Source organism: Arthrobacter sp. FW306-1B-F12A, assembly GCF_058781865.1.
This window is the reverse complement of record NZ_JBYSXD010000071.1, coordinates 1-18,187: the sequence shown is the minus strand read 5'-3', so window position 1 is coordinate 18,187 and position 18,187 is coordinate 1. Positions and strand designations below refer to the sequence as shown.

Here is an 18,187-nt window from a genome sequence, read left to right as displayed (position 1 = left end):
GGGGAGGGGTAACCCGGTCCTTTCGCAGTTCGGGGTGGGGTCCACTTGTTCGGCTTACCGGGCAATCAACTCGCCATGGCGCAATTTGCCGCCCACGATCGTCGCGACCACCTCGATCGAACCGATCAGTTTTGGCGCAACTTGCAGCGGGTCATCGGTGAGCACGACAAAGTCGGCCAGTTTGCCCCGAGCAAGACTGCCTTTGCGGTGCTCCTGATGCTCAGCGTAGGCAGAGCCGTAGGTAAATGCACGAAGTGCTTGTGATGGGGTGAGTCGCTCAGCGGGGTTCAGCACGCCGTAGCCGGGAATCTCCCGGTTCACGAGAGAATGGATGCCAAGCAGCGGCGAACCATCCACAATGGGACAGTCCGAACTGCCGGGCAGCTCTAGTCCAGCATCAACGAACCCGCGTTGGCGGAGCAGGAACCTGCTGCGATCCTCGCCAATCGTGGGGATGTAGCTTTCTCCGAACTCGTCGAGGAACCTAGCTTGTGGGACGGGGATGACGTCGGCGGCAAGCAGCCGCTTAATCTGTTCGTCGCTGGCCAGACCGATGTGTTCAATGCGGTGACGCATCCGGTTGTGCGGCGAGGCGATCCGGGCTGCCTCGTACGCCGAAAGCACGGTCTCCACGGCGAGGTCACCGATGGCATGGGTAGCCACCTGCCAGCCAGCTGCGGCGGCGTTAAGGATCTGGCGCCGCAGGGCCTCGGGCTCGTGCGTGAGGAAGCCGCGCTGTCCTGGAGCGTCGGCGTAATCGCGGCACATGGCGGCCGTATGCATGGTGAGGGCACCGTCGCTGAATACCTTGACTCCGCCGATACGCAGCCAGTCGTCGCCCAGTCCTGTGCGCAACCCCAGATCAAGCCCGAATCCGGCGCCTCCGGGTGCGTCGCCGGACAGGTCATGGAGGGCGGAAATCTCGGGCATCACGTTGACGCGCAGGTCGAGCAGGCCGCGGTCGCGGGCCGTTTGGAACGCCGCCAGGTCGCTTGCGGCGTTCCCAGTGAGCTGGCCGACGATACCTGGTTCGGTTACACTCGTTAGCCCCGCGGCGACTGCCTTGCGAGCGGCAAGTCCAATTGCTTCGACGTACTCGTCGAACGGGGCCGGCCTGGTGTGTCCGTGCACGAGCGCCAGCGCCCGTTCGGCAATCACGCCGTTGGGTCGGCCATCGATTCCAAGGCCGATGTGGCCTCCGTCGATGATTGGAATGACGTCATTCTCGCCGAGTCCCATGCGCCGCAGCGCGCTGCGGCCCGCAATCCCGCCGTGTTGGGACTTCTGCAGAAGCCATACCGGGCGTCCGTCGGCAGCCCGGTCCAGCATATCCGGATCGGGATGACCACCAAGCTTGACCGCATCATATCCCCAGCCCAGCAACCAGGCGTCCGCGGGCAATTCCTTGGCCCGCTGCTCGACTAGCGTGTAGAGCCTGTTCAGCGTGCCGGCGATCTCGGGTGAGACGTCTAATCGGGCCAGCTGCGTTCCGTAAAGCGAGAGATGGTAGTGCGCGTCGTGCATGCCTGGCACCACCGGCGCGCCCTGCAGGTCGTAGACTGCATCGGCCGAGCAGCCTTCAACCTCCTCGTCCAAACCAACGATGTATTCGCCAATGACACCGATCGTGCGGGCGGTCGGCCGCACGGAATCAACGGTGCGGAACCGTCCATTGACGAATAGTGCGTCCAGCCTCACTGGAGAAGGTCCGTCTTGTCTGGTTCCGACGCCTCAACCATAACGGCAGGCGAGGTAATGAATTCGTGTTCCGAGGTGCAGACCCCTGCACCAATGAACCGTGATGCGGGCATTGGACGACTTCCTTTTCTTAGTGTGGCATTGTTCTGTTCGAGCTAGCGGGCAATCGGTTAGCCCGGCATAAGCATGGCCCTTCGATCCGCATCACACTCGACCCCGCACTCCGGTCGGTCCTAGAGGGAGTTTGTTTCCACGGGACTGGCTGGTTGTCAGGCCGGTGCATGCTTAACGCGTTGGTCCGGGCTCGGTGCGAGATCGGGGATGTCCGCGGCCAGCCGTTTTCTGTCTGCGAGTGTTTTTTCGGTGGTCCGGGGGTCCTTCAGACCGGAGGATGTGGAGATCAGGACGATGAGGTCATCGTGGCGCAGAATTCCTGTCTGCAGTGCCTGCTGGGCCGCTGCCAGCGTGATTGCCGAGCTTGCCTCCGCGTAGATTCCCTCGGACTGCGCGAGGTCGATTTGGGCGTTGAGGATGTCCTCTTCGGATACGGTGACGGCCTGGCCTCCGTTGGATCTCACCGCGTCTAGTGCCTGGTAGGTTGCGTAGTCGTTGGCAATGGAGAACGCGGCGGTCGGATGTGTCGAGCGGGCTTCCAGGTGATAGGAGTCTGAATCAATCGACCCCTTGATCTTGCCGAAGACTTCGGCAGCGATGAGCTTGGGCGTGTAGTCGATGACGCCGGCCTGGCGCAGGTCCTGGAAGCCGCGGGCAATACCGCTGATGCAGTCGCCGTATCCGGTCGGGACGACGACCGCGTCGATCGACTCGTTTGGCAACTGCTCCCATAGTTCATAGGCGATGGTCTTGTAGCCGTCCACACCGTACGGGGGGCTGCCTACCGGTGGCAATGAGGCGTTTGAGCACGGGTACCAGTCGGACTCCGTCGTTCCGGCTTCGAGCACTTCGTATCGTTGCTCGGCGCGTTCAAATACCTGCACCTCCGCGCCAAAGACTTCCATGAAGGTGCGCATTAGTTCCGGCACCGCAGTGTGGGTGGAGATGATGCAGTGCATGCCGGCCCGGGCGGCGTAGGCGGCAAGCGAGGCCCCGTGGTTGCCGCTCGATGCCGCAACCACGGTCGAGGCATTGAGCACGGAGGCGGCGGTGACCGCCGCGGCACACAGTCTGTCCTTGTGCGACCAGGTGGGGTTCGCTGCCTCGTTCTTCAGGTAAAGGCGGGCCTTTGACCGCCCTCCGAGCCTGTCCAGGCGGAGGAGCGGGGTATTGCCCTCTCCCAGGGTAACGGGGGCCTCCGAATGGACCGGGAGAAGAGGCGCCCACCGCCAGATGCCAAGGTTGGTGTCACGGGCCAACGCTTCCCGGAACTGCTCGGCCGTGGCCGGCTCGCGGACGGCGACATAGTTGACCGGGACCCCGATCTCGGTCCGGCACTTCGGGCAGCCCAGGTAGTTCTGTGCATCCTCGATACCGGGGGCGTACCCGCATCGAGGACACTCCAACTCCGAAAGCGATCCCTTGACCTTGCCTGTTCCCGGAATGTCCATCTCGTTTATCACCTGTTGTCTCTCGTTAGTGTGGGGGCGAATCGTCATCAGACGATGAAGTGCCCTGGCAAACCTTCAGTTTTGAAATCCGTCTCCAGCCAGGAATGCTCCCCCAGGGCCCCGTGCAGCCCCGGCGAATAGGCCCCACGGACATGGTGGTTGTCAGCTCTTTTGCCGCTACTCCCCCGCTGATTTGCGACGGTGGGACATGGGAGGGTGGGGGATCGTCATCTACTGATTTACTTTATTATCGATCTTTTTCGATAATCTATCCTCTGGGATGCAACGTGTCAAGGAGATCTGGGCGTTCGGTGTCAACAAACTCCATCAGGTACGACGCCTCTGGTATTGCCCGTTCGTTGTTACGCCCCTTGGCTGCATGCCGGATCGGGCAGCGGCGGACTTTCCTTCTCCGGACTTCGGGGCCGTTGAGCGTGCTGCAAGTCTTGCGTTCACCTTATGGCTTAGTCATGATGAATCGATTAGATTCGATAGTGGGACATTTCCAAGTCAGCAGGGGAAGGATGGTTCTGAAAGTGAAACCAACGGTTCTCATCCCCATTTCGATGGTCCGTTTGAAGTCCGCCCCGAAAGCGGTTGCTGGTTTCCGCGAGGCCGAGATCCCGGATGACGACCCGAGCTAGGAGCGATTCGTTAGTGAGAGCATTGTCATGCGGGCAGCTGAAGGTACGCCCGGCAGGATGGTTACGGCCCTGGAACGCGAGTTACCCGGGCTCTCAGTCCGGCGTTGTGCCAGGAGGTGCTGTCTCCGGACCAGTATTGCGACGATTTTCGGGTTTCGCTCAGATCGGGCTCCTTTTTGAGAGAAAAAAACCGGAACGAATATGAGTCGATTCTGGAGTCCCTTCGTTAAGGATCTCGTGCCCTACGAGCCTGGCGAGCAGCCGAAGCTGACCCGCCTGGTCAAGCTCAATACCAACGAAAACCCCTATGGGCCGTCTCCGAGGGCACTTGAGGCTATGCGTCGAGAGCTGAACGCCGGTCTGCGTCTGTACCCCGATCCCGACGGGCAATTGCTCAAGAGGGCAGTGGCCAACTACTACGGTGTGGATCCACCGCAGGTTTTCTCGGGAACGGGTCGGATGAGGTGCTGGCGCACATCTTCCACGCCCTTTTCAAGCACGATGCCCCGTTGCTGTTCCCTGACGTCAGCTACAGCTTTTTTCAAGTCTACTGCGGGGTGTATGGCATAGCGTTTGAGCAGGTGGCGCTTGACGAGCATTTCCAAATCCGAGTCGAGGACTACGACAAACCCAACGCCGGAATTATCTTCCCCAACCCGGATGCGCCGACTGGTTGCCTGCTGACGGTGGAGTCCGTTGAGCGGCTGCTGCAGATTAACGAGGATTCGGTGGTGGTTGTTGACGAGGCCTATATAGACTTTGGCGGCCAGACAGCAATCAGCTTGGTAGATCGCTATGACAACCTGCTGGTCACCCAGACCCTGTCAAAGTCGCGTTCGCTGGCTGGCTTACGGGTCGGTCTGGCGGTCGGTCACCCGGACCTGGTCGAAGCCCTCACCCGAGTAAAGAACAGTTTTAACTCCTACCCGCTCGGCCGTTTAGCCATTGTAGGGGCAGCGGCGGCGTTTGAAGATCAAGGGCATTTTGAGCAGACTCGCAGCAGCAGGGTTATCGAGAGCCGTGAGGTGCTAACGAAGGAACTGACAGCACGTGGCTTCGAGGTACTGCCGTCAGCGGCCAACTTCATCTTTGCCAGGCATCCGAAGCAGGATGGTTGTGAACTGGCAGCCCAGCTGCGGGAACAAGGCGTCATCGTGCGTCATTTCAACCAGGCAAGGATCTCCCAATTTCTCCGAATCACCATTGGTACCCCGGAGATGAACCAGGCGTTGCTCGATGCCCAGAGCTGGTAGTGGCCCTGACACATCAAGAACGACGGCCGGATCTGCCTCGATAAAGTGTGGCGTCTTTGAGAGAACCCCCGCGGAAGATGGCCAGAAACTCCTTGGCTTCGCGAAAAGGGCTCCTCGAACATGCCGGAGTACTCCTCGATGGTGCCTTGTCTGGGTATCGATTTGGTCCAGACGCCGCCAGACCATAAAGACTTGGCGCGCTTTGAACCTGCCGGTTGAGGCATCAAAAAGACCGCGTGGATTCCAAGGCTGCGTTCTCCAGCGCTCAGATCCTTCAGGCAGGGCGTCCCTCCGGTACGCGACCACCACCCGGCAGGATAGAGCCAACTGAACAAACCGGTGGAGGCGCGGTTCTTTGTCAGGCTCACACCCTCGTGTCAATTGGACGGCCACTTAGGCCAGTCGGGTGAGCCAGCCGTGCGTGTCCTCGACCGTTCCGGTCTGGATGCCGAGCAACTGCTGGCGGATGGCCATGGTGGTTTCGCCTGCCTTGGCGTCCTCGGAACCGATGAACTCGGTCTTGTCCTTGAGGACGCCGATGGGGGTGATGACGGCGGCGGTTCCGCAAGCGAAGACCTCGGCGATTTCGCCGGAGGCCACGCCGTCGCGCCACTCGGCGAGGGTGATCTTCCGTTCGGAAACCTCGCGGCCCATGTCCTTCGCCACCTGGATGACGGAAGAACGGGTCACGCCTTCGAGGATGGTTCCGGTGAGTGCCGGAGTGACGAGTGAGCCGTCCTTCATGACGAAGAAGACGTTCATGCCCCCGAGTTCCTCGACGGCATCGTCGTTGAAGTGGTCCAGGAAAAGGACCTGCTTGCAGCCGTTCTCTTCGGCTTCCATCTGGGCAATCAGGGACGCGGCGTAGTTTCCACCGCACTTGGCTGCACCGGTGCCGCCGCGGCCGGCGCGCGCGTACTCACGGGAGATCCAGATGGACACCGGCTTGAGTTCGCCGCCGAAGTAGTTGCCAGCCGGAGAAGCGATGACCCGGAAGGAGACCTCGCGGGCTGCGCGGACACCCAGGAAGGCTTCCGTCGCGATCATGAACGGACGCAAGTACAGGGCTTCGCCGTCGCCGGACGGAACCCACTCCTTGTCCGCCTGCACGAGTTCGCGGATGGCGCCGAGGAAGTACTCCTCGGGCAGTTCCGGGAGGGCCAAGCGGCGTGCCGACTTGTTCAGGCGGGCGGCGTTGGCCTCGGGACGGAAAGTCCAAACGGAGCCGTCGGCGTGGCGGTACGCCTTGAGGCCTTCGAAGATCTCCTGGCCGTAGTGCAGCACTGCCGCCGAAGGGTCCAGGGAAATCGGTCCGTAGGCCTCGACGCGGGCACTGTGCCAGCCGCCCTTGCCCTGGGTGTCGACGCTGTAGTCGACAATGACGGTGTTGTCGGTGAAGTAGTCGCCAAATCCCGGGTTTGCCAGGATAGCTGCACGCTCCTCAGCAGACTTCGGGGTCTCCGAGAGCTGCTGGCTGAATTCGACGCCGTGGGCAGTCTGAGTCATGTTTCCTCCAGTCGGCCACCTCGGATTCAGCGCTGAACGGCGAGGCGGCATGTGGTTATTCGAGACAAGCTTGTGTTCATTACCGGCGGACCTATGCGAGGCTTCATAAGTCGGGCCACAATGCATCGCAAATGGCGCGGGTGCTTATGGTGTGAGACTTCGGTTAGTTCCTCGGTCTGGCGTCGGAGCGCCAAGTTCCGCTCTTTGTGCACTTGCGTGCAATATAACTGCTTTGGTCACCGGGAGATCGGCTGCGTTCTCTACACAGGATCCCGTGTGCTGTTATGAGTCTCGAGTACTATCATCGACTCACTGCGCCGGAAGTCGGGGATGCTCCAAATGCGGTCCAACAACACGTCGCGAAGATGCTCGTGGTCGCGCAGGACAAGGCGAACGGAAAGATCCCATCGTCCCGATACCATGTCTACTTGGGTAACCTCGGGCACCGCCAAAAGGTCCGAGATTGTTTCACTCATCGGCCGGCTTTGGGCCAACTCGATGCCAATGATGACCTGCATCCCGTAACCGAAGGCCGCCGGATCGATCTCAACGCGATAGCCACGAATAACTCCACGGGCTTCAAGCCTCTCAAGACGCTCACCGACTGGTCCTGCCGACATGCCGATTTCTCGTCCAAGGGCACGAATCGACGATCGGGCATCCGCATACAACAATCGAAGGAGCTTCCTGTCGATGTCATCGAGGGACACAGAGGTGCTGACTTCATCAGACACGTCATCACCCCTCTTCTGCCCATCCGGAGCCGCAGTTAGCCTAACATCCCCCGTCATGCGTACAGGATGGCGTCTTCGGGCCGCTCGACAATTGCAGCAACATCAGCCAGGAAACGTGAAGCCATTTGGCCATCCACCAGCCGGTGGTCGATGGACAAAGACAACTGCGCAACGTGCCGGACGGCGAGCTCACCCTCCAGCACCCAAGGCCGCTCTCTCGTCGCGCCAAAAGCCAGGATGGCTGCCTCACCGGGATTCAAAATCGGTGTGGCACCGTCCATTCCGAAAACTCCGATATTGGTGACGGTTATGGATCCGCCCACCAGATCCTCGCGGCTTGTCTTGCCTTCCCGGGCAGTAGCCACCAAATCACTCAGCGCTGCGGCCAACTCCATCAGGCCAAGCTCATGCGCGTCCTTGATATTGGGAACCAGCAGCCCTCGAGGTGTGGCAGCGGCGATGCCGAGGTTGACCCTATGTTTGATAACAATCTCCTGGCTGGCCTCGTCCCAGCTGGAGTTGAGCAGGGGATTCCGACGGAGGGCCAGGAGGATCCCCTTGGCCAGGATCAGCATCGGGGTCACACGAACGTGCTCCCAACCCTTGCTAGACCTAAGCCGGCGCACCAGGTCCAATGTGGACGTCATGTCAACGCTGAGCCATAGCGTGGCGTGAGGCGCGGTGAATGCAGAACGAACCATGGCATCGGCCATTGCGCGCTGAACACCCTTGATCGGAGACCGGGACTCGCGGACGTCGGCTGGAACATGCCCGGAACTCCTTGATGCAGAAATCGACGCCTCGAGGGTACGAGCTGCAGGGCCCGACATAGCGGCGGCAGCATTTTCGACTTGCGCGCGGGTAATGACTCCATCCGATCCTGCAGTAATCGAGGCCAGGTCCACCCCTAGCCTCTTGGCCAATTGACGAACCGGGGGCATCGCCGAATGTGAGCGTGACGAACGCTGCTCTGGCGCCTCCGCTGCCGCAGAATTGCGGAGTTTACGTCGTCGTCCGGCGGCTGCCACCGGACCGTAACCGACAAGAACCGAGGGCTTCGGGTCCGAAGCAGCTTCCTTCTGGGCATCATGCGCTGGGACGGCAGCCCCGGATGCATTCGTCTCTGCCTTGGCCGCTGACGAGATTGCGATGAGGACAGTTCCGACTGGGACTGTTTCACCCGGTTCGACCAGGATCTGGTCGACAATCCCAGCGAAAGGCGATGGTAGTTCCACAAGGGATTTTGCTGTCTCGATTTCGAGGAGGACATCATTTATCTGGACTGGATCACCGACCGCGACCCTCCAGTTCACTACTTCGGCCTCGGTTAGCCCCTCGCCGACGTCCGGGAGGGAGAACGTAGAATTATGCGACATGGCGGTCCTTCATCGAAAAGATAGAGATCGGTCGACAGCGTCGAGGATCCGATCAATGCTGGGTAGGAACTCGTCTTCCACCCGGCTGGGTGGATAGGGCAGGTCATAGCTCCCGACTCGAAGTACGGGTGACTTGAGGGAGTGGTAGCAGCTCTCTGATACCGAAGCGGCGATTTCTGAGCCCAGTCCCAGGAAGGTGGAGGCTTCGTGGACCACGATCATCCGTCCGGTGGTTTCCGCGCATCGCCTGAGCGTTTCAAGATCCAGAGGCGAGATCGAGCGGAGATCGACTACCTGAAGTGATACGCCGTCTTCCGCTGCGGCTTCTGCGGTCTGAAGCGCGGTCTTTACACTTGGCCCATAGGCCACCAAGGTACAGTCTGTGCCCTCGCGAAGGACCCGCGCACGGTCCATGGGGAGCAATTCGGCAGCGTCTATTGAGCCGTCTACTTCGCCCTTGTCCCAGTAACGTCTCTTTGGTTCATAAAACAGTACGGGATCCTCGCTGGCGATAGCTTGGCGGATCAGGTCATGAGCGTCTTGAGGGTTGGAGCATGCGACCACCCGCAGGCCGGCGGTGTGCGCAAAAAGGGCTTCATTGGATTCGCTGTGATGCTCGACTGCGCCGATGCCGCCGCCGACTGGTACCCGAATGACAACGGGGAGCTTAATCACTCCACCCGAACGTGCGCGCATTTTTGCCAGTTGGCTGACGATCTGGTCGAAGGCAGGGTAGATGAACCCGTCGAACTGAATTTCACAAACAGGCCTGAAACCCCTTAGTGCCAGTCCGATTGCAGTTCCGACGATTCCGGATTCAGCGAGCGGAGTGTCGATGACTCGCTGCTTTCCGAATTGTTTCTGCAGGCCGTCGGTGACTCGAAAAACTCCCCCCAGAGTTCCTATGTCCTCGCCCATCAGCAGAACCTTGGGGTCCTCTTCCATGGCTTGGCGAAGACCAGCGTTGATGGAGCCGGCAAGCGTCAAAGTCTTCATGCCGTTACCTCAGCATCCAGGGTGCCTAGGTATGTCTGATACTCCCTGGCCTGCTGTTCCAGCAGGCGGTGGGGTTCAGCGTAAGCTCGGCCGAAGAGTTCCAGGAAGTCTGGTTCTTCGAAGGCGCGGCAAGCGCGCCTTGTTTCCTCGGCGAGGGCCTGGCCCTCTTCTTCCAGCTCGCGGAAGAAATCATCGGAAGTTCCGGAGATCTTGAGTAGTTTTTCCAACCGGAGAATCGGATCCCGACGGCGCCAGCTTTCCACTTCGTCATCCTCTCGATATTTGCCGGGATCATCCGAGGTGCTGTGTCCGGCGATCCGATATGTCATAGCCTCTACAAACGCCGGTCCCTGTCCATTGCGGACGCGCTCGGCCGCCTCGCGGGTGACTGCGTGGACCGCCAGCGCATCATTCCCATCGACCAGATAGGAATCAAGCCCGAACCCTGAGGCTCTTTGATGAAGAGCGGTACGACTTTGCATATTGCTCGGGGTTGAGATCGCCCACTGGTTGTTTTGGCAAAAGAAGATCAATGGCACCGAAGTTGTCGCGGCCCAGTTCAGTGCTTCGTTGACGTCGCCCTGGCTGCTCGCGCCATCACCGAAGTACACCAGCACTACTTCGTCGCTTTGCTCCCGTGCCACACCCATCGCGTACCCAGTGGCATGAAGTGTCTGAGCCCCTAGAACAAGGGAGTAGATATGGAAACGACGGTCGTCGGGGTTCCATCCCGTGTGCGAGATCCCGCGCCATTGGGAAAGGATCTCATGCGGGGACATACCCCGAGCCAAAGCGGCAGCATGCTCCCGGTAACTCGGGAACACATGATCATCGTCCCGAAGGGCGCGAATTGAGCCAACCTGGGCTGCTTCCTGCCCGAGACACATGAGCCAGAGCCCCAGCTCCCCTTGTCGCTGGAGGGAAAGCGCTGCGTTGTCAAGACTCCGGGCCAAATACATGTCCCGAAAAAGCTTCTTACCCAGGTCCAGATCGAAACCATATTCTTTTCCCTGTTGGGTGAGTTCACCCCCTGGTGTCACAAATTGAACAGGGGTATCGATTACCTTCGCGGGCTCGACGCCATGGATTACGGCTGTGTCAGCGCTTTGGCCTGCGGAATCTAGAACGATTGATTGTGTCATGACGCTCCTTGCCTCCTGGCAATGCTGTCGGGGTGGGCCCGGGCGAACAGGTCATTGTTCCGGCTGGGCTGTTGTTCAAGTTCGGACGACTACCGTGTCGTGCGACTGTCAAGTAGATTTACGATTCTGTCTCACATATGAGCAGAAATCAAGACTCATGGCAAATCAGTTGATCGGCAATTTGACGGATTATCCTAACGATTGATGATCGAAGTCTTGTCTTTCAAGTGGATTCCGGTACGCTGGGTACCCTGCAGTACCGAGGCCGGCTTCTCTGCTTTGTAGATCCGGGAGCAAATAGTAGGACGTCCTAGAAGTTAGTGGCTGAGATGCCTTGCTGGACGATCCATCAGAGCTCTGAGCGGCTCGATAAACCCAACTTCAATGCGAAGGAGCATTCGTGATACGCCAACTTTCCCATTACGTCGACGGGCAACTTGTGGAGGGCACATCCGCTCGCTTCGGGGACGTCTTCGATCCATGTACCGGTGACACTCAGGCCAGGGTTCCGCTTGCGGACGTTGAAGAGGTCCGCAACGCCATCGCCAGTGCGGAGAAGGCCCAGCTGGCCTGGGGCGCGATGAATCCTCAGAGGAGGGGGCGCATCCTGCTGAAGTTTGTGGACCTCGTGAATAAGAACATGGAAGAGCTGGCGAGGCTGTTGTCTTCTGAGCACGGGAAGACGGTTGCTGACGCCAAAGGGGACATCCAGCGCGGCCTGGAGGTCGTGGAGTTCGCGGCGGGAGCCCCGCACTTGCTAAAGGGAGACTTCTCCGACAGCGCAGGCACCGGAATCGATGTTCATTCACTTCACCAGCCGCTCGGCGTTGTTGCCGGTATCACCCCGTTCAACTTCCCGGCAATGATCCCTTTGTGGAAATGTGGCCCGGCCCTAGCCGCAGGCAACTCTTTCATCCTTAAGCCATCGGAGAGAGACCCGTCGGTTCCGCTGCGGCTGGCAGAGCTATTCACGGAGGCAGGCTTGCCGGACGGTGTCTTCAATGTGGTGAACGGGGACAAAGTGGCGGTGGATGCGCTGCTGGACGATGAACGGGTAAAGGCTATCGGCTTCGTAGGTTCCACGCCGATTGCCCAGTACATCTACGCCACCGCGGCTGCCCAAGGGAAGCGCGCCCAGTGTTTCGGTGGCGCCAAGAACCACATGGTGATCATGCCCGACGCAGATTTGGATATCGTCGCCGACGCCCTGATGGGGGCAGGCTTCGGCTCCGCAGGCGAGCGATGCATGGCGATTTCCGTTGCCGTCCCGGTCGGTAGAGCCACCGGCGATGCCCTGGTAACCAAGCTATTGGAGCGAATTAAGACCCTCAAAGTCGGTCATAGCCTGGATGAAGATTCTGATTTCGGTCCTGTGGTGGCCCGTTCAGCGAAGGATCGGATCGAAGGCTACATCCAGACCGGCATTGACGAGGGGGCTACCCTGCTCGCTGACGGTCGCGGGCTTGAGGTAGACGGGTACGAGGGCGGCTTCTGGGTGGGCCCGACCCTTTTTGACAACGTAAGCAAGGACATGACGATCTATAAGGAAGAGATTTTCGGGCCGGTGCTTAGCATCCTTCGCGCAAATAGCTACGACGAGGCTCTTCGCCTGTGCAGCGAGCACGAATTCGGCAACGGCGTGGCCATCTTCACCCGAGACGGCGACGCCGCACGAGACTTCGCCAGCAAGGTCCAGGTTGGCATGGTGGGCATCAATGTCCCGATCCCAGTACCCATTGCCTACTACACGTTCGGAGGCTGGAAAGCCTCGGGTTTCGGCGACCTCAATCAACACGGCACAGATGCCTTCCGCTTCTACACCAAAACCAAAACAGTGACCACTCGATGGCCTTCCGGAATCAGGAAAGGCTCCAGCTTTGTGATGCCAGAGGGCAGCTAGTGCCTGAGCGCCTATTTTCCTGGACCACGACGACGAATCAGATGGCCTTTGGGCGCCGGGTGATGTGCTATTTCGCTCCGCTGGGAAACGTTGAGCTCAAACTAGCTGAATGGAGATCGCAGAATGCATGAGCAGGTTTCAAAAGAGACAACCATCGCCTTTCTGGGGCTCGGCCACATGGGAGGACCGATGGCCGCAAACCTCGCGAAGGCGGGATTCAGGGTCTTCGGCTTCGATGTAACGGCCACGGCTCTGCAGGAGGCGCGGGCACGTGGAGTGGCTGCAGCGGAAACTGCGGTCGAGGCCGTACGGCACGCTGACATTGTCGTAACGATGCTACCCAACGGGCAGCATCTCCTTGACGCCTACCGTGGGGATCCGTCCGGTCAGGAGCAACCGGGGCTGCTCAGCGCGGCTAAGAAAGGCACACTCTTCGTCGACTGCTCCACCATCAACGTAAAGGAAGCCAGAGAAGCATCCGCTCTGGCCGTGCGTGCCGGTCATCGCGCCATGGATGCGCCGGTTTCCGGCGGAGTCGCCGGTGCGGAAGCCGGGACACTCACGTTCATGGTCGGCGCCCTGCCTGAAGATTTCGAATACGCGAGACCCCTGCTGGACGCCATGGGCCGGCGCATCGTCCACTGTGGTGAACACGGGGCTGGCCAAGCGGCCAAAATCTGCAACAACATGATCCTGGGTATCTCGATGATTGCGGTGAGCGAAGCGTTTGTGCTCGGTGAGAAGTTGGGGCTGACCCATCAGAGCCTCTTCGACGTCGCTTCCGCCGCTTCCGGACAGTGCTGGGCTCTGACAACGAACTGCCCGGTTCCGGGCCCTGTTACCACAAGTCCAGCAAACCGCGGCTACGAACCCGGCTTCGCCGCTGCCTTGATGGCCAAGGATCTCAAACTGGCGCTAAATGCTATGGAAACCACCGGAGTGTCTGCACGGCTGGGGTCACTAGCCTCCGAAATCTACGACGCCTTTTCTGTCGAAGGCGGTGGTGGCCGGGATTTCTCGGGCATTATCACCGACATCCGGGAGAAATCGAAGCGTTAGAGAGCCCGATCGGGGTCAGGCGCCAGCTAAGAGTTGATCGGGGTGCAGCGCAAATACGAAAGGTTGTAACGATGACGAAAATGTTGATTATTGGACCACCCGGATCAGGAAAAGGCACCCAGGCAGAGCGCGTTTCGTGTTGTCTAGGCGTAGCCGCGATTTCTACCGGCGACATTTTCCGGGCTAACGTCAAGACACGGACGCCTCTGGGCATCGAGGCCCAGAGATACATCGACGCGGGAGACTTCGTTCCAGACAGCGTGACCAACAAAATGGTCCGCCGCCGCCTCAGCGAGGCCGACATTCAGGAGGGTTTCCTGCTGGACGGTTATCCTCGCACCTCTGCGCAGATGGACTACCTCGACGGGATCCTCGCCGAGTTCGACCAAAAGATCGACGCTGTGCTGCAGTTGACGGCCGACGAAGAAGAGCTCGTTTCAAGACTGCTGGGCCGTGCCGCAAAGACCGCCCGGAGCGACGACACTGAGACCGTGATACGCCACCGCCTCGACCTTTTCCGCTCAGAGACCGAAGCCGTCCTTGCGAAGTATTCTGAGCGCGGCATCCTGCATGTTATCGATGGAACCGGTGAAATCAAGAATGTTACCGACCGCATTATTCGGGAACTTAGTGCCGTGGTCGGTAACTGACAGGGAGGAAAGACCCTTGGATCGGCGGCGAAACCGGAGCTTCACCAGATCATCACGCGAGCGGGACTACAGAAGGACTTCCAGTGAAGACAGAAACCCCTGACAGGATACCGTCGCCTACGACATCGGCCCTGCCTTTCGCTGAAGCGGATCTGATGCACATTGTGGATCTTCTGACCCCGGCAGAGAGAGCGCCATCGAGACGTCCGGGAGTTCCTGCAGTCCAGGGTAAGGACGCAATCAATCGACTACTGGAACCGAGAGGAGTTTCCGTTCGGGCTCCTTGCCGAGATCGGGAAGTACGGATTGGGCGGACTCCAGACCGACGGCACCTCTAAATTGTTCAAGGGCCTCATGTACGTTGAACTGGCCCGCGCCGACGTTTCCTTGTCAGCGCTTGTGGGGATCCACAACGAGCTCATTGTCGGAATGATCAACGAACTCGGATCCGAGGAACAGAAGCGGCGTTGGCTTCCAGGCCTAACGGACTTCACCCACCTCGGGGCGTTCGCCCTCACCGAGCCCGAGCATGGCTCCGACATCGCCGGCGGGCTGGAAACCACAGCGAAACTCGACGGCAGCGAATGGGTCATCAACGGCGCCAAACGATGGATCGGGGCCGGAACCATCGCGGATTTCGCGCTCGTCTGGGCACGGGACATCGCTGACGGGCACATCAAGGGATTCATTGTGGAGACCGATCGAACCGGATACAAGGCCACCAAGATTTGGAACAAGATCGGCCTTCGAATCATGCAAAACGCCGATATCGTCCTGGATGAAGTCCGCATTCCTGCCCATAATCTCTTGCCAGGTGCTTCGCACTTTGCCAGAGCCAACGCCCTTCTCCGGGATTCCCGTGCCTGGGTGGGATGGCAAGGTGCCGGCATCCAGCTGGCCGCGTTCGATATCGCCCGCTCCTACATTCTGGAACGCCGACAGTTCGGCAAGGAACTCGCCCGATTCCAGCTCATCCAGTTGCAACTATCCGAAATCCTAGGTAACGCTACCGCGTCACTGGCACTGATGGTTGAGTTGGCCCGGATCCAGGAAGCTGGAAAGCTGGAAATGATCCAAGCAGCTATGGCCAAGGCCACGACAAGCCGGCTGGCCCGTTCCTCCGTGGCAATGGGGCGATCCATGCTTGGAGGCAACGGGATCAGTACCGATTTCGAGATGGGGAAGCTCTTCGGAGACGCCGAAATCCTCTACACCTACGAAGGCAGCTACGAAATCAACTCACTGATCGTGGGCCGGGCAGTAACAGGAAAGTCGGCATTTGTTTAGCCCCGGATGGGACTCGCGCGAATGATGCAGAGAGACGCCGGAAGTCTGAAATCTGTCACCCCCCGGACTGCTGAGGCGGGCTGATGTGCTGGCTGGATGCTTATCCCTGTTCGGTTTGGCCCCGCCCTTCAGCTCCGAGAATCCGTTCCGCCTCGCACACAAACTCGATTTACTCTAAAACAGGGCCGGCATGAGTGTCCCTGTCGTCCCGCCGAATCAACCGCACTTTAGGTTTTGCACCCCGGAAAGGACACTCCGTGGCAGAGCCGGATCAAGGCGACCCACATCTAGAGGAACGGCACCGCGAAGAGACGGAGAGGCATCCCCTGGTGATACGGGCAGGTCTTAGCCCCGGTGACGTCGTATCGCTTCGCGGGCGCGGCACCCGGGAATGGATCGGAACAGTGGAGTCCAGGACCAGCGACGGGCTCATTATCTGGATAAGGGACGACCTCAATCAGAGGAGATCTTTTCATTTTCGTGAATGCCAATCCGCACGCGTAATACGCTCCCCGGGATCCCAGCAGCAGTGAGAACCCTGCCCGGCGGGACTGCGTGCCGCAGACGGCCCTTAGACGCCTGCGGTCACGGTTATGTGCGGTTACCCCCAACCTGGCCGTAATTCCGGCCAGGCCGGCACAGTCGGGGATTCTGCTCGAACACAGCCGTTCCGGTCGCCGCGCTCACAGCTCACCACCGTTGGCGGTTGCGTACTCTTCAGCGGACATCAGCGGGCCATGTTCGATCACGGCCACCTTGAAGAGCCAGCCCGCACCGTACGGATCGTTGTTGATCAGGGCAGGATCGTCGACGACGGCGGAGTTCACTTCCGTGACCTCGCCCGTCACCGGGGAGTACAGGTCCGAGACGGACTTGGTGGACTCAACCTCGCCGCAGGTCTCCCCCGCAGTCACAGCGGAACCGACCTCCGGCAGGTCAACGTACACGATGTCGCCGAGGGCATCCGCCGCAACCGCTGAAATTCCAATCCCCGCCGGGCCAAATCCGTCAGCAGCAACCCATTCGTGCTCTACGGAGTACTTCAGTTCAGCAACAACCTTGCTCATGTTTTTGTCCTTTACGTTGTGAAAATCTGTGGTGATCGGCGGCGCGGCGCCGGGCTATCTGGCGCGCTTGTAGAAAGGCAGTGCAACGACTTCAAAGGTTTCCAGTTTCCCTCGCAGGTCGACGTCGACAATTGCGCCTGGTTCGGCGTGCTCGACGTCCACATACGCCATAGCGATCGGGTAACCGAGAGTGGGGCTTGGCTGGCCCGAGGTGACTTCGCCGATCAGCGTCCCGTTCTTGAGCACCGAATAGTGGGCGCGGGCGGCGCGGCGGCCCAGTCCTTTGAGTCCCACGAGTTTTTGGCCGAGTGTCGTTCCGACGCCCGCGGCCTTGATCGCCGTCAGCGCGTCCTTGCCTACGAAGTCGCTTTCCTTGGCGAGAGAGACAACGGGACCCAGGCCGGCAGCGTAGGCGTTCCCGTAGCGGGAGAGTTCGTTGCCGTAGAGCGGCATGCCCGCCTCCAGGCGGAGGGAATCTCGGGATGCGAGGCCGGCGGGGATGAGGCCGTGGCCTTCGCCGGATTCCAGGAGTGCTTCCCAGAGTCCTGCCGCGTCTTCATTGGGAACGTAGATCTCGAAGCCGTCTTCACCGGTGTACCCGGTGCGGGCCAAGAGGAGCTCCTGGCCGTTGATCTCGACCTCAACAGCCGCGTAGTACTTCAGCCCGGTGACCAGCGGATGCTGCTCGGCCGGGACCAAGCGGAGGAGGATTTCTTCCGCCTTGGGACCCTGGACGGCGATCAGGGATGTGATGGCGGATGCGTCCTGCACCGTGACGTTGAAGTTGGCGGCCCGCTGGGCGAGTTCCTGGACGACGGTGTTGGCGTTGCCGGCGTTGGGCACAACGAGGTACGTGTCTTCGGCTCGGCGGTAGGAGATGAGGTCGTCGATGATTCCGCCGTCGGGGTTGCAGATCAGCGAGTACTTGGCCTTGCCTACCGCGATCGCCGACAGCTTCCCGACCAGTGCGTAGTCCAGGAAGGCCGCCGCGTCCGGGCCGGTGACCCAGACTTCGCCCATGTGGGAAAGGTCGAACAAGCCGGCGGCGTTACGTACTGCATGGTGCTCGGCGAGTTCCGAGTCGTATTTCAGGGGCATCTGCCAGCCACCGAAGTCCGTGAAGGACGCCCCGGCGATTTTGTGCTGCTCGTAAAGAGCTGTGTAGTTCTCAGTCATTGCGTCAGTCCTTAGATTTCGAACGTTTCTGTGGTTTCCTCGAACTCTTCGAGGGGAGGGCAGGAGCAGACCAGGTTGCGGTCGCCTGCGGCGCCGTCGATGCGGCCGACGGGCGGGAAGTACTTGTCCTGCTT

At 60.0% G+C, this 18,187-nt stretch carries 14 protein-coding genes and 1 pseudogene; 6 read left to right on the top strand and 9 right to left on the bottom strand.

Annotated elements, in window-relative coordinates:
* Positions 1 to 54 precede the first annotated feature (54 nt).
* Positions 55 to 1,647, bottom strand: a complete 1,593-nt coding sequence (locus tag AC3WJU_RS21335; RefSeq protein WP_492260795.1) for an amidohydrolase — start codon at positions 1,645 to 1,647, stop codon at positions 55 to 57.
* Between the two features lie 320 nt (positions 1,648 to 1,967).
* Positions 1,968 to 3,275: a threonine synthase gene (locus AC3WJU_RS21330; RefSeq protein WP_492260794.1), complete on the bottom strand. Its 1,308-nt coding sequence runs from the start codon at positions 3,273 to 3,275 to the stop codon at positions 1,968 to 1,970.
* An 833-nt stretch (positions 3,276 to 4,108) separates the two neighbouring features.
* Here AC3WJU_RS21330 and AC3WJU_RS21325 point away from each other — a divergent pair.
* Positions 4,109 to 4,477: a hypothetical protein gene (locus AC3WJU_RS21325; RefSeq protein WP_492260793.1), complete on the top strand. Its 369-nt coding sequence runs from the start codon at positions 4,109 to 4,111 to the stop codon at positions 4,475 to 4,477.
* Positions 4,372 to 5,160 (top strand): pyridoxal phosphate-dependent aminotransferase, encoded by a 789-nt coding sequence (locus tag AC3WJU_RS21320; RefSeq protein WP_492260792.1) that lies wholly within the window; start codon positions 4,372 to 4,374, stop codon positions 5,158 to 5,160. The genes AC3WJU_RS21325 and AC3WJU_RS21320 overlap by 106 nt, the downstream gene beginning before the upstream one ends.
* A 393-nt stretch (positions 5,161 to 5,553) precedes the next feature.
* Here the strand turns inward: AC3WJU_RS21320 and AC3WJU_RS21315 are convergent, their stop codons facing one another.
* From AC3WJU_RS21315 to AC3WJU_RS21295, 5 genes are all read right to left on the bottom strand, one after another.
* Positions 5,554 to 6,666 carry a branched-chain amino acid aminotransferase gene (locus AC3WJU_RS21315; protein ID WP_492260791.1) on the bottom strand — a complete coding sequence of 371 codons (1,113 nt, stop codon included), beginning with the start codon at positions 6,664 to 6,666 and terminating at the stop codon, positions 5,554 to 5,556.
* Between the two features lie 260 nt (positions 6,667 to 6,926).
* Positions 6,927 to 7,400 carry an Lrp/AsnC family transcriptional regulator gene (locus tag AC3WJU_RS21310; protein ID WP_492260790.1) on the bottom strand — a complete coding sequence of 158 codons (474 nt, stop codon included), beginning with the start codon at positions 7,398 to 7,400 and terminating at the stop codon, positions 6,927 to 6,929.
* A gap of 53 nt (positions 7,401 to 7,453) precedes the next feature.
* Entirely contained in the window at positions 7,454 to 8,776 is a 1,323-nt protein-coding gene (locus AC3WJU_RS21305) for a dihydrolipoamide acetyltransferase family protein (protein WP_492260789.1), read from the bottom strand.
* A gap of 9 nt (positions 8,777 to 8,785) precedes the next feature.
* The gene (locus AC3WJU_RS21300) at positions 8,786 to 9,772 is read right to left on the bottom strand and encodes an alpha-ketoacid dehydrogenase subunit beta (protein WP_492260788.1); all 987 of its coding nucleotides are present in this window, start codon (positions 9,770 to 9,772) and stop codon (positions 8,786 to 8,788) included.
* Entirely contained in the window at positions 9,769 to 10,914 is a 1,146-nt protein-coding gene (locus AC3WJU_RS21295) for a thiamine pyrophosphate-dependent enzyme (protein WP_492260787.1), read from the bottom strand. The genes AC3WJU_RS21300 and AC3WJU_RS21295 overlap by 4 nt, the downstream gene beginning before the upstream one ends.
* Positions 10,915 to 11,314: 400 nt before the next feature.
* Here AC3WJU_RS21295 and AC3WJU_RS21290 point away from each other — a divergent pair, with 400 nt between their 5' ends.
* From AC3WJU_RS21290 to AC3WJU_RS21275, 4 genes and pseudogenes are all read left to right on the top strand, one after another.
* On the top strand, positions 11,315 to 12,814 hold the full coding sequence (locus tag AC3WJU_RS21290; RefSeq protein ID WP_492260786.1) for a CoA-acylating methylmalonate-semialdehyde dehydrogenase: 1,500 nt from the start codon (positions 11,315 to 11,317) through the stop codon (positions 12,812 to 12,814).
* Between the two features lie 123 nt (positions 12,815 to 12,937).
* Positions 12,938 to 13,873, top strand: coding sequence for a 3-hydroxyisobutyrate dehydrogenase (gene mmsB, locus AC3WJU_RS21285; RefSeq protein WP_492260785.1), 936 nt, complete (start codon positions 12,938 to 12,940; stop codon positions 13,871 to 13,873).
* 80 nt (positions 13,874 to 13,953) lie between these two features.
* The gene (locus tag AC3WJU_RS21280; RefSeq protein ID WP_492260784.1) at positions 13,954 to 14,523 is read left to right on the top strand and encodes an adenylate kinase; all 570 of its coding nucleotides are present in this window, start codon (positions 13,954 to 13,956) and stop codon (positions 14,521 to 14,523) included.
* A gap of 155 nt (positions 14,524 to 14,678) precedes the next feature.
* Positions 14,679 to 15,810, top strand: a pseudogene (locus AC3WJU_RS21275) (acyl-CoA dehydrogenase family protein).
* A 683-nt stretch (positions 15,811 to 16,493) separates the two neighbouring features.
* Here AC3WJU_RS21275 and gcvH read toward each other — a convergent pair.
* Positions 16,494 to 16,877, bottom strand: coding sequence for a glycine cleavage system protein GcvH (gcvH, locus tag AC3WJU_RS21270; RefSeq protein ID WP_492260783.1), 384 nt, complete (start codon positions 16,875 to 16,877; stop codon positions 16,494 to 16,496).
* A gap of 54 nt (positions 16,878 to 16,931) precedes the next feature.
* A complete protein-coding gene (gene gcvT / locus AC3WJU_RS21265) occupies positions 16,932 to 18,053 on the bottom strand; it encodes a glycine cleavage system aminomethyltransferase GcvT (RefSeq protein WP_492260782.1) in 1,122 nt (373 codons plus the stop codon).
* Positions 18,054 to 18,187 lie beyond the last annotated feature (134 nt).